We start from the raw sequence: 12,455 nt of genomic DNA, 5'->3' as shown, positions 1-12,455 counted from the left end.
GTGCCAGTCGCCGAGCGCTATGGCTAGATTGTGCTGATGAGCGACTCGGACGCAGCCGCAAAGGTCGATGCGGCGAAAGTCGATTCGGCGAAGTCTGCTCGTGCCGACGTCGACACAGCCGCATGGTCGATGCGGTTCGAACTCCTCTCGGACCCGCATCGTCTGGACATCCTGCTGGCGCTGCATCGCGCTCCCGGAATCTGCGTAGGCGATCTCGCCGCCGCGGTCGGCCGATCTGAGAACTCGGTATCCCAGGCACTGCGCGTTCTGCGCAGCCAGCACTGGGTGACGGCCACCCGAGTGGGGCGCACCGTCAGTTACCGGCTGGCCGATGACACAGTGCACGAATTGCTGCACTGGCTCGGCGCACAGCACGGCTGATGGCAGATATCTGTTCACGTGGACAGGTGAACAGGTGGTGGATAGCCTGATCCGAAAGTGCTCCTGAGCCCCGATTGTGGGTGCCCGCACGGACACACCACGATGGGGGACGGTCACATGACAACCAGCGACGTGACCGATCGAACCGCATCCGGGCTGGCCCAGTTCCGCCGCAGCCTGTCCCGGGGCGACAAGCAATCCCTTTGGGGGATGTACGGATTCATCGTCCTACTGCACGCGGTGGGCTTCGTGGTGCTCTTCGCGTTCATCGCGCCCAACAACTATCACCTGGGCGGAGACCATCCGGTCTTCACGGTGGGCGTGGGAATCCTGGCCTATACCCTCGGGCTCCGGCATGCCTTCGACGCCGACCACATCGCCGCGGTGGACAACACCACCCGCAAGTTGATCGCCGACAACCTCGACAACGGGATGGATCGCAAGCCGCTCTCGGTGGGGTTCTGGTTTTCCCTCGGGCACTCCACCATCGTGTTCGCCCTGTCCCTGTTGCTGGCACTGGGAGTCAAGGCTCTCGTCGGGCCCGTCGAAGACGAACGGTCCACACTGCACACCGTCACCGCGCTGATCGGGCCGTCTGTCTCGGGCATCTTTCTGTGGATCCTGGGCATCCTGAACCTTGTTGCCCTGGTGGGCATCATCAAGGTCTTCCGGGACATCCGCCGCGGCCACTACGACGAGGCGGCCCTGGAAAAGCACCTCGCCTCCCGCGGCTTCATGAACCGATTCCTCGGCGGGTTGACCAAATCCGTGACCAAGCCCTGGCACATCTATCCGATCGGCGTGCTCTTCGGGCTCGGGTTCGACACCGCCACCGAAGTCGGCCTGCTCGTCCTCGCGGGCGGCGCCGCGGCGTTCAATCTGCCCTTCTACGCCGTCCTGGTACTACCGATCCTGTTCGCGGCCGGAATGTGCCTGATGGACACCACCGATGGCGTGTTCATGAACTACGCCTACGGCTGGGCTTTCGCCAAACCGGTACGCAAGGTGTTCTACAACCTGACCATCACCTCGATCTCCGTCGCCGTCGCGCTGGTGATCGGCACCATCGAACTCGTCGGCGTCATCGCCGAGCGCCTGGGAATCGACGCGGGGCCCCTGGCCTGGATTGCCAACATCAACCTCGACTTCGTCGGCTACGGCATCGTCGCCCTGTTCGTGGTCTCCTGGCTCACCGCGCTGGCCGTGTGGCGTTTCGGCAACGTCGAAGAACGCTGGTCGGCAAAACTCACCGAGCCCGCCTTCGCAGACCCCGCATAGTGGCGACAAAATCCATGGCGGGTAAGGCGATTCAGCGCAATAGTTCGCGAATGTCGGAGGCGGTGATTGCGGTGCCGAACATGTCGCCGTCGTCGATCACCGCGGCGAACAGCGCGCGCTTGCGCTCCTGCAGCGCGATGACCTTCTCCTCGATCGTGTTCTCGGAGACCAGCCGGTAGACGTTCACCGGCCGCTGCTGACCGATGCGGTGCGCCCGGTCGACGGCCTGCGCTTCGGCGGCCGGGCTCCACCACGGGTCGCACAGGAAGCAGTAGTCGGCCGCGGTGAGATTGAGTCCGAAACCACCGGCTTTCAGACTGATCAGGAACACCTTGGTCCGCCCGCCGCTGAAGTCGTCGATGGCCTGCGCCCGGCCCCGCGCGTCCACCGAGCCGTCCAGATAGCTGTACCCGATCCCGGCCGCGTCCAAACGGTCGCGCAGGATCGCCAGAAAACCGGTGAACTGACTGAACACCAGCGCGCTGTGATCCTCGGCGACCAGTTGGTCCAGTTGTTCGATCAGGAAGTCCACCTTGGTGGACCCGGCCTCCATGGTCTCGGGATCGACGAGGCCGGGATGCAGGCTGAGCTGCCGCAGCAGGGTGAGAGACCGGAAGATCTGGAAGCGGTTCTTCTCCCACTCCCCCAGCAGGCCGAGCACCTTCTGCCGCTCACGCGCCAGCCGGGTGTCGTAGATCCTGCGGTGTTTGGCCGACAACTCGATGGCCAGCATCTGCTCCTGTTTGGGCGGCAGCTCCTTGACGACCTGATCCTTGGTGCGGCGCAACAACACCGGCTTGATGCGGCGCCGCAGCAGCGCCAGGCGGCCGGGCTCGCCGTCGGACTCGATGGGCTTGCGGAAGTAGCGTTCGAAAATCTTCGGGCTGGGAAACAGGCCCGGCACCGTGATCGACAGCAGCGACCACAGCTCCATCAGGTTGTTCTCCATCGGAGTGCCGGTGATGGCCAGTTTGAACGGCGCATCGAGGCGACGCGCACACTGGTGCGTCTTGCTGTGGTGATTCTTCACGAACTGCGCCTCGTCGAGAATCATTCCGGCCCAGGCGATTTCGCGGTACTTGTCGTTGTCGATCCGCAGCAGCGTGTAGGTCGTGACGACGATGTCGGCCGCGGCGACCTGCTCGGCGATGGGCACCGCGCCGCGGGCTTCGGTACTCGACACGACGACGGTCGTGAGTCCCGGTGCGAACTTCGCACACTCGGCGGCCCAGTTGGAGGCCACGCTGGTCGGTGCCACGACGAGAAACTTGCCCGCACCCTGCTCGACGGCGCGGCTGATCAGGGCCAGGGTCTGGACCGTCTTGCCGAGCCCCATGTCGTCGCCCAGCACCCCGCCCAGTCCGCTGTCCCACAGGAACGCCAGCCAGTTGAGCCCGTCGCGCTGGTAGTCGCGCAGCTCGGCCTGCAGTCCGGCGGGCGTGGGCACGGCAACGGGCGGCTGTGCCGCGGCCAGCCGGGCCATGTTGTCGCGCCACTGCGCCAGTTCCCGGTCGACGACGCCGAGGCCCAGCAGCTCGTCCCACAACGTCGCGTTGAGCGATGCCGCATTCACCCGGTCGCCGTCGAGCTCGCCCAGCGCCTGGGCTTCGTCGATCAGCGAGCGCAACTTGAGCAGCTCGGGGGTGTCGAGCCGGAAGTAGACCCCGTTCGACAGCAGCATGTGGGTGGCGCCGAGGGCCAGTTCGGCGATGACGGCAGACAGCGCCACGGGGTGGCCGTCGACGTCGATGGTGATGTGCAGGTCGAACCAGTCCTGCGCCGGCGCCTCGTCGGAGGACGCGGTGCCGAATCCGAGTTGCGCGCCGGCGACCGAGCGCCGGAATGCCGCGGCCCGCTCATCGATCTCCACGATGAGCTGTTCGTACCCGGCGAGCTGCGGCAGCACCTCGTGGCACAACACCGCGATCTGGGGCAGGGACAGCCGGCGCGACAGCAGCAGCGAGGCCAGCGGATCGTCCGTCGCCGACAGACCCGAGATCAGTTCCAGCGCCGGCGCGATCGCCCGCCACATCGCGTCCTCGGCGGCGTTGTCCCGGATACCGCTCGTGCGCGTGACGCCCACCGCGTCGAACTCCTGACGCTGCCCGTTCACCTCGTAGCGGGTGCGCCACTTCACGTGGCCGTCGACCTCGCCGGCCGTGATGCTCAGGACGGGCAACGGCCCCACGATGTCCGGTTCGGCGAACAGCCCCTCGGGCATGTCGACGGCCACCGTCCGGCGCAGCCGCGGCAGCACGTCGACCGCGAACTCGGACAGCGCCTCGGGCGGGATCTGTACTTTCTCGCCGCCGGCGATCAGCCGGAGCAGCGTGGGACCGGGCGCCGGTGCGAAGGCGCCGAGATGCAGGATGCCGTCCACCAATTGGTGGAAGCCGTGCGGCGTCGGGGTGCCCACCAGCCCGATGCCCTGGGGCGACCGCGGTTCGCCATCGACGACGAGCACCGTCGACATCTGCGCGCCGCCGGTGTCGGATACCGCGAAGTCCAGCCGCAGCCGAACGTCCTTGGCGAACTCCACGGCCCGGATCTGCGCGCCGGGAAGCAGCGTGACGCCGGCCTCCACAGCCTGGTCCAGATCGGCCCAAAAGCTCTGTCCCACAGCCGAAAGCACCAACTGGTCGCTGCTGTACGGATAGTAACCGGGCACCGCGAGCACCAATGCCCGCAGCGCGCTGTACTGGTCCCGGTCGAACTCCCCCGGATCGGCCGTGTCGAACAGGCGCCGCCAGTTGATGCCGCTCTTGATCCAGTTTCCGCGCTTGCCGACCGTCAGCGCCCGGAGCGTCGCGATCGGCGTCGTGTGGTACCGGCCCGCCGGCAGCATCCCGAACTCCAGGGCCAGCGGCTTGCCGCCGGTGTCGGTGTCGGCGCCGGTCATCTCGTCGAGCAGCGAACCCAGCACCACCTGCCAGCGTTGTGGGGCCGCGCGGTCGGGTGCGCTCGGGACGGCCGCCAACAGCAGGGCCACCGCATGCTTGCAGTACCGCCCCACCGGGCAGGTGCAGACGGTGTACTCGATCTCCAGGCCGGTGCGGGGACCCGACAACGCCACTTCGACGTCGTAGTACTCGGACTTCGAACCCAGGCACGAGCCGGTGAGCGTGCCGTCGACCCGGTCGTACCTGGCGGCGACCACGCGCCCCTGGTTCGCATAGGTCTCGCCGCGGGCCAGGGTCTGTGCGTTGAAGGCACGAAGCAACTCGTGTGGCGCGAGCGCTAGCCCGGCCGTCGAGTCCGTGCCTTCCATGTCGTCACGATAACGGCCGGGACCGACAGTGGCCGGCCGGTCACCAGGTACTGCTACGCAGCACGATCTCGTTGGCCACCTGGGCCGTGAACTCCTCGGCACTGCGCCGGCCCATGAGCTCGGACATCCGGAATTCGCCATAGATGAACCGTTGCCCGGCCTGCGCCCGCGCGCGGGCATCGGCGCTGGTTACAACGACGGTGGTGTTGATCTCGACCGGCGGGCACCCGTCGCCCGCGTCCCCGGCGGCGCGCGGATGGCTGCCGTCGATGGCCACCAGGGCGGTGAACCGGTCCAGTCGGGTGGCCGCCAGCCGCCAGGCCAGCTCTCCCGCACCGCCGTCGGCGAACAACAGTGCCCACTTCACCCCGAGCGTATCCAGAATGCCGACAACCGAATTCACGGTCAGCCGGTCGTCGGCCTCGATCACCACGGTGCGTAGCGATGCGGTGTGCAGCAATTCGCACAGGGCGCCCGTCGCCGGCTTGGTCGTGAGCATGACGACTGTCGTGGCGGCGTCGGGGCCAGACACGTCGACGGTGGCGCCGAAACCGTCGACGGTCGGGATGATTGGCATGACGCCACCGTAGCGAACACCACCGGACCGCCGGTACCGATATTCAGCAGCCGCCACCACCGCCGCAGCCACCGCCGCCCCCGCACCCGCCGCCACCGCAACCTCCGCCGCCGCAGCAGCCACTCGAGCCACCGCCGTCCGAGCACGCGGACCCGCCGGCGTCCCAGCCGCCGCCATCGGAGCCGGCGTAGCCGTAGCCGTAGGCGCCGGCCGCGCCCGCGCGCCGGCCTGTCCCCGCGCGGCGGCGGGCTGTCGCCGGCCCATCAGGATCGCCATGCCGACGATGATGCCCACGACCGCGAAGCACACGACCATCGGGATCCACGAGGAGTCCTGGTTTGCGACGGCTGCCAGCCGAGCCGCGCTGCTTGCGAGTGCCACGTTCATGATCTGCTCCGTCCGCTCGTCACTCAGGCCGTCGGCCGCGGGTTCAGGTCGAGGTAGGCCCGGCCGACCGTGGGCGCCGTGCCGTGCCGGTGCTGCCCGCTCTGACACAGCGTGTTCGCCACGACCACGACGTCGCAGGAATGACCGGTCGCCACGGCATCCGCCGCGGGCATGAATCCAGTTGTGCTCCAGGCAGACCCGTGGGCGCCGATGGCGATCAGGGCACCTGCCACGACGGAGACCGCCGCCCGGGAGAAATGGGTGTTCGCGTACATCGTGACCTCCTCGTGCCTGTTGATGAGCACATGGTTTCCGCGCGCCGGGTCCACCGGAAGACTCCGCGGCCCGCGCCGGGTCTTTCCTTGCACGATCCTCAGATTCGGCGCGAAATCAGCGGGTCCGCCCAGCACGCGCCCTACCATCGGCCCATGCGCGTGCTGCTCGTCGAGGATGACCAGGGGGTCGCCGCTGCGCTCGTCGAGCTGCTGGAACAGACCGGGCTCACCGTCACCCACACCACTCGTGGCGACGACGCACTCAATCGCGTCAAGGGCTGCGACCTCGTGTTACTGGATTTGGGCCTGCCCGACATGGACGGGCTGGACGTGCTGCGCACGCTGCGCCGGGCGTCGACCGCACCGGTCATCATCATGACGGCACGCGACAGCGACGGCGCCGTGGTGCTGGGGCTGCGCGCCGGGGCCGACGACTACCTGGTCAAGCCCGTCCGAAAGGCGGTGCTGCTGGCCCGGATCGAGGCCGTCATGCGACGCGTGCAGCGTGGCACGGGTCCCGTCGCGCGCCCGCCCGTGGTGGCCGGGCCGGTGACCATCGATCGCGACCGGCACGAGGTCACCGTGGCCGGACAGGCGCAGGCGCTGACCAAGACCGAGTACCAGATTCTGGCGACGCTGGCCGCCCGTCAGGGTGAGGCGGTCAGCCGTGAAGAGGTGATGCTCGAGTGCTGGGGCACCGCGGTGGTGGGCCGCTCCCGGTCCCTGGATTTCTTCGTGGGCCAGATTCGGTCCAAGCTGGCCGGAATACCGCTGCACACCGTGCGTGGCTTCGGTTACCGGTTGGATCACTGACGTGGGTCTGCGGGTTCGTGCGCTGCTGATGACGCTGCTGCTCATCGCGACGGCGGCGTTGGCGATCCCGCTTGCCCTGAGCCTGGCCGACCACCGCACCAACGTGCTGCACACCGAACGCGAGCGGCAACTGACGACGCTGGCCGACGTCGCTGCCAGCGCGGGCGCACTCGACACCGAACTGGTCGAGCGTTACCACCGGGTGTACGGCGAAGGCGTGCTGATCGTCGACGCGGACGGCCGGACGCTCGCCGCCGCCGGGTTGTCGGTCACCGATCCCGGGGTGACGACGGCCGCCGAGCGCGCGCTGTCCGACGCTCCCGCCGCACCGCGGAGCCGGATCATGCCGTGGGACCGGCGACCGATGCTGCAGGCCAAGGGAATTCGGCGCAACGGCGAGCTGGTCGGAGCGGTGGTCCTGGGCGTCGACCCGGCCACCGCCGCACACGACATCACCGTGGACTGGTTGTGGATCGCGGCGGGCTGCATCGTGTTGCTCGGGGTTGCGGCCGTCACCGCGCAGAGCGTGACCCGGTGGGTGCTGCGGCCGCTGGTCGGGCTGGAGCGGGCCGTCGAGGACATGGCCGGCGGCATCGCCGGCCAGCCGGCTCACGTGTCGGGACCGCCTGAGCTGCGGCGCTTCACGTCGGCGTTCAACGCCATGGCACAGGCCGTGCACGCCTCGCTCGACCATCAACGCCGGCTCATCGCCGATGCCTCCCACCAGTTGCGCAACCCGCTGGCGGCCGTGCGGCTGCGGGCCGACACCCTGGAGGACCACGTCGCCGACTCGGGACGCCCGACCTACGAGTCGATGTCGGCGGAGCTGGACCGCCTGGAGAACCTGCTGGCCCAATTGCTGCGCCTGGCGCGCGCCGAGGAAGCCAGTCACAGCCACCGCACCGGTCTGGCTGCGGCAGTTCATGATTCAACAGATCTGGACAGTGTCGTCGAACAGCGGCTGGACTTCTGGCAGACCACCGCCGACCCCAACGAGCAGCGACTGCGCTTCGAGACCGCCCACCCGCACCTCGCCGTCCAGATGCCGCGCCACGATGTGGAGCAGCTCTTGGACATCGCGCTGGACAACGCGTTGCGCTACTCCGGTACGGGTACCACCGTCATCGTGTCGACGGTGCCCACCGACGCCGGTATCGATCTCACCGTCAGCGACAACGGCCCCGGCCTACCCGCCGACGCCGTCTCGCAGGCGGCCAACCGCTTCTGGCGCGGGCACGACGACAGCCAGGGCACGGGCCTCGGTCTGGCCATCGCCACCGAAATCGCCGCCGCCAACGGTGGATTGGCGTCGGTTGGCCGCTCCCCCGACGGCGGTCTCGCGGTCCGCTATCAGCTACCGGCGAGCACGTCATGACCCTGACCCGGCGCGCTTTCCTCGCCTCCTCGGCCGCGACGGTCGTCGCGGCCTGCCTGCCGAACGGCACGCGCGGCACCATCCGGCTGGCCGCGGGTGATCGCGGTGGTCTGTACCTGGCGGTCTGCGAAATCTTCGCCGAGCGCCTACGGGTGCGGTATCCCGGCATCACGGTCACCGTCATGTCCACCGCAGGCAGCGTCGACAATCTCGAGCTGTTGCGGTCCGGCCAGGCCGACATGGCGCTCGCGCAGGCAGACGTGGTCGAGCAGCGGTTGCGATCCGGGCCGGCTCCCGATGCGCCACTGGCGGTCGCGCGAGTCTACGAGAACTACGTACAGCTGGTCGTCCCCGACCACTCCGCCATCCGCCAGGTGAACGACCTTGCCGGACTGACGGTTTCAACGGGACCGGCCGGCTCCGGCGTCGCGGCCGTCACCACGGTGCTCTTTCGTGCGGCGAACCTGACCGACCGGCTCCGGCGCACCGAAATGCGCCTCAACGAGGCAGTGGCCGCGTTGGGCAACCACACCATCGACGCGCTGGTCTGGTCGGGCGGTATCCCGACGCCCGCCATCGCCGAGCTCGACAAGACGTTGCCGTTGCGCATCCTGGACCTGACGCCATGGGTCGCGCCGATGTCGGAACTGGCGTCCTACCCCTACCTGCTGCTGCGCGCGCCGATCGGCGCCTACGTTCCGGCGAACGTGTACACCATCGGCTCCGCCGATCTGTTGCTGTGCCAGCCCGGCCTGCCGAACCCCTTGGTGGCCGCCGCCGTCGATGTATTGGCCACGGACGCAACCCAACTCATGCCCCCCGAGGTTCGCGGTCTGCAGTACCTGCAACCCCCGTCGATGATCCAGACCGGCCGAACCCCGTTGCACCCCGGGGCGATCGAGCAATACCGCATCCTGCACGGCTGAGCGGGGCCGAAACATCGCCGTAACGCCGGCACCGGTTGGCCAGCGCGAAACCCGGACGCGCCATATTGTTCTTCAACATCCGGGGGCGCCTAAGGAGGCCGCAGTGCCAGAAGGACACGAAGCACTTACCGAGGACGAGCTGCTACTGGCCAAGCTCGGATACAGCCAGGAACTGCAGCGCTCCTGGTCCGGTTTCAGCAATTTCGCCATCTCGTTCTCGATCATCTCCATTCTCTCGGGGTGCTTCACCTCGTTCGGGCTGGGCTGGAACAACGGCGGACCGGCCGCGATCGCCTGGGGCTGGCCCATCGTCGCGGCGTTCATCCTCGTCATCGGCCTCTGTATGTCCGAGCTGGTGTCAGCCTTTCCCACCTCCGGCGGAATCTATTGGTGGGCAGCCAAACTCGGCGGCGCAAAGGCCGGTTTCTACGCCGGCTGGCTCAACCTCATCGGCCTGGTGGCAATCCTCGCGTCCGTCGCCTACGGCTGCGCGACGTTCATCGACCTCACCTTGGGCACCCTCAGCGCCGACTGGCTGGCGGGATACAGCCTCACCCGGACATTCGTCATCTTCGTGGCCATCCTCGGTATCTCGGCGCTGATCAACATCTTCTCCAGCCACCTGCTGGCGATCATCAACAACGTCTCGGTGTGGTGGCACGTCTTCGGTGCGGCTGCCGTCATCGGCATCCTGATCTTCGTGCCGAGCCACCACGCGAGTTTCTCGGACGTCTTCGCCAAGACGATCAACAACAGCGGCATGTTCGGCGGCGCCACCTCGGGCGCGGGCTGGCTGTTGGTCGTGCTGCCGATCTCGGTGATCCTCACGCAGTACACGATCACCGGCTACGACGCGTCGGCCCACCTGTCGGAGGAAACCAAGAGCGCGGCGGGCGCGGCCGCCAAGGGTATCTGGCGGTCCATCTTCTACTCGGCCGTCGGCGGCTGGATTCTGTTGCTGGCCTTCCTGTTTGCGGTGCAGGACGCCGACGGCGTGTCCAAGGGCGGCGGCGCCGTGGCCGCCATCTTCAACCAGGCGATGAGTTCGGGCTGGGCGACGGCGGTGCTGTTCATCTCGACGGCCGGCCAGTTCTTCTGCGCCGTCGCCTGCCAGACCAGCGCATCCCGGATGCTGTTCGCCTTCAGCCGCGACCGCGCGGTGCCGGGCCACCGGTGGTGGTCGGAGGTCAACAAGCACCGGGTGCCGACACACAGCGTCACGATCACCGCGGTCGTGGCCGCCGCGCTGACCCTGCCGGCCCTGGTGAAGGTCGACATCAACGGCACGCCCACCCCGGTGGCGTTCTACGCCGTCGTCTCCATCGGGGTCGTCGGGGTGTACCTGTGCTTCGCGGTGCCGATCTACTACCGCTGGCGCGCCGGTGACGAATTCGAAACGGGCAGTTGGAATCTGCGCGGCCACCACCGGTGGATGGCGCCGGTCGCGCTGGCCGAGATCACGATCACCTCGGTCATCGCGATGTTCCCGACATCCCTCGGCGGGGTGCCGTGGGACCCGAGTTTCGAGTGGAAGTTCGTGAACTACACGCCGTTGCTGGTCGGTAGCGTCCTGTTGCTGCTCTACGTCTACTGGCACGTGTCGGTGAAGAACTGGTTCACCGGCCCCATCAAGCAGGTCGAGGAGCCGCTCGACCCCTTGGAGCCCGTGGGCGAACCGAGCTGATCACGGGAGCAGGCTGCTCGCGATAACCGGACGCGCCGGCGCACCGGATTCGACCAGTCCCAGCACGGCGCCGATGTCCACATGTGCGGCAAGCAGATCGGCCATCACGTCGAGCTGCGCGTCGCGCAGGGCCGCGACGTTCACGTCGTCGGACACCACGAACCCACTGCGGCCGGCACCGGCCGCCACCTCGGCGAGCCAGGTCCGCCGCACGGCGTCGTTGTCCAGCAGCCCGTGCCAGTGGGTGCCGTACACCTGACCCCGCCGGATGCCGACCCCCAGCCAGTCCGGCTCCGCGCACCGCGCGAGGCGGCCGTGGTGAATCTCGTAGCCGTACAACGGGGTATCCCAGTGCTTCAGAGTCTTGTCGGCGTCGAACTCGATGTCGGCATCGAGCAGACCCAGACCGGCCACCCGGCCCGCGCCGGACTCGACGGTGTCGTGGATCGTCGAGCACAGCATCTGGAACCCGCCGCAGACGCCCAGCACCGCGCGGCCCGACCGGGCATGCGCGACAACGGCTTCCGCGAGTCCCCGGTCGCGCAGCCAATTCAGATCCGAGACCGTCGCCTTACTGCCCGGCAGCACCACCACGTCGGCGCCGGCCAGCTCGGCCGCGGTGTCGACCCAGCGGACGTGCACACCCGGCTCGCACGCCAGGGCCTCGACGTCGGTGGAGTTCGAGATGCGGGGCAACCGGACCGCGGCGACGGTCAGTGCCTCCGCGCCCCGCGGTGCCGCCGGCCGGCCCAGCTGTCCGCGCGGCGTGACCGACAGCGAGTCCTCGGCGTCGAGCCACAGGTCGTCGCAGTACGGGAGCACGCCGTAGGTCGGGCGGCCCGTGAGCGATTCCAGTTGCCGCAGACCGGGTTCCAGCAGCGCCGGATCGCCGCGGAACTTGTTGACCAGGAAGCCGGCGATCAGTTTCTGGTCATCGGGCTCGAGCACCGCCACGGTGCCGTACAGGTGCGCCAGCAGCCCGCCCCGGTCGATGTCGCCGACGACGACCACCGGCAGGTTCGCGGCGCGGGCCAGCCCCATGTTGGCCACGTCGGTCGCCCGCAGGTTGATCTCTGCCGGCGAGCCTGCGCCCTCGCAGATCACCACATCGAATTCGCTTCGCAACGAAGCCAATTCGTCGGCCACGACGGCGGCCAGCTGGGTCCGCCGGGTGAAGTAGTCCCCCGCTGCCACCGTGCCGGAGACGACGCCACGCACCACGAGCTGCGACGTCCGGTCCCCGCCGGGTTTGAGCAGGATCGGGTTGAACCGCACGCTCGGCGCCAATCCGGCGGCACGGGCCTGCATCGCCTGGGCCCGGCCGATCTCGCCGCCCTCGACCGTGACGGCCGAGTTGTTGGACATGTTCTGCGCCTTGAACGGCGCGACCCGCACGCCCTTGCGCGCCAGCAGCCGGCACAGGCCGGCCACCACCATCGACTTGCCGGCGTCCGACGTCGTCCCGGCGACCAGCAGCGCCCCGCCGGTCAC

General features: G+C 68.4%; 10 protein-coding genes. 6 read left to right on the top strand and 4 right to left on the bottom strand.

Going from position 1 to position 12,455, the window contains the following annotated elements; all coding sequences use genetic code 11:
- Positions 1-36: 36 nt before the first annotated feature.
- Entirely contained in the window at positions 37-381 is a 345-nt protein-coding gene (locus ACZ5IQ_RS12365) for an ArsR/SmtB family transcription factor (RefSeq protein WP_061000198.1), read from the top strand.
- Positions 382-498: 117 nt separating this feature from the next.
- Positions 499-1,659, top strand: a complete 1,161-nt coding sequence (nicT, locus tag ACZ5IQ_RS12360) for a Nickel transporter NicT (RefSeq protein ID WP_464481316.1) — start codon at positions 499-501, stop codon at positions 1,657-1,659.
- 31 nt (positions 1,660-1,690) lie between these two features.
- On the opposite strand, the gene ACZ5IQ_RS12355 is transcribed toward nicT, so the two are convergent.
- The 3 genes from ACZ5IQ_RS12355 to ACZ5IQ_RS12345 all read right to left on the bottom strand — a co-directional run bounded on the left by ACZ5IQ_RS12355 (position 1,691) and on the right by ACZ5IQ_RS12345 (position 6,166).
- Positions 1,691-4,927 (bottom strand): DEAD/DEAH box helicase, encoded by a 3,237-nt coding sequence (locus tag ACZ5IQ_RS12355; protein WP_464481315.1) that lies wholly within the window; start codon positions 4,925-4,927, stop codon positions 1,691-1,693.
- Positions 4,928-4,967: 40 nt separating this feature from the next.
- Positions 4,968-5,504: an alpha/beta hydrolase gene (locus tag ACZ5IQ_RS12350; protein ID WP_464481466.1), complete on the bottom strand. Its 537-nt coding sequence runs from the start codon at positions 5,502-5,504 to the stop codon at positions 4,968-4,970.
- 410 nt (positions 5,505-5,914) lie between these two features.
- Positions 5,915-6,166, bottom strand: a complete 252-nt coding sequence (locus ACZ5IQ_RS12345; RefSeq protein ID WP_133426009.1) for a hypothetical protein — start codon at positions 6,164-6,166, stop codon at positions 5,915-5,917.
- Positions 6,167-6,319: 153 nt separating this feature from the next.
- On the opposite strand from ACZ5IQ_RS12345, the gene ACZ5IQ_RS12340 reads away from it, so the two are divergent.
- From ACZ5IQ_RS12340 to ACZ5IQ_RS12325, 4 genes are all read left to right on the top strand, one after another.
- Positions 6,320-6,979, top strand: coding sequence for a response regulator transcription factor (locus ACZ5IQ_RS12340; RefSeq protein ID WP_061001804.1), 660 nt, complete (start codon positions 6,320-6,322; stop codon positions 6,977-6,979).
- Position 6,980: 1 nt separating this feature from the next.
- A complete protein-coding gene (locus ACZ5IQ_RS12335) occupies positions 6,981-8,354 on the top strand; it encodes a sensor histidine kinase (protein WP_464481314.1) in 1,374 nt (457 codons plus the stop codon).
- Complete coding sequence (locus ACZ5IQ_RS12330) at positions 8,351-9,280, top strand: TAXI family TRAP transporter solute-binding subunit (protein WP_133426007.1); 930 nt, start codon at positions 8,351-8,353, stop codon at positions 9,278-9,280. Before ACZ5IQ_RS12335 ends, ACZ5IQ_RS12330 begins: the two co-directional genes overlap by 4 nt.
- Positions 9,281-9,383: 103 nt before the next feature.
- Positions 9,384-10,964 carry an amino acid permease gene (locus tag ACZ5IQ_RS12325; protein ID WP_133426006.1) on the top strand — a complete coding sequence of 527 codons (1,581 nt, stop codon included), beginning with the start codon at positions 9,384-9,386 and terminating at the stop codon, positions 10,962-10,964.
- On the opposite strand, the gene ACZ5IQ_RS12320 is transcribed toward ACZ5IQ_RS12325, so the two are convergent.
- Positions 10,965-12,455 (bottom strand): cobyric acid synthase, encoded by a 1,491-nt coding sequence (locus tag ACZ5IQ_RS12320; protein ID WP_133426005.1) that lies wholly within the window; start codon positions 12,453-12,455, stop codon positions 10,965-10,967.

The organism is Mycobacterium toneyamaense (assembly GCF_055384815.1).
This window is presented reverse-complemented; position numbering and strand designations above follow the sequence as displayed.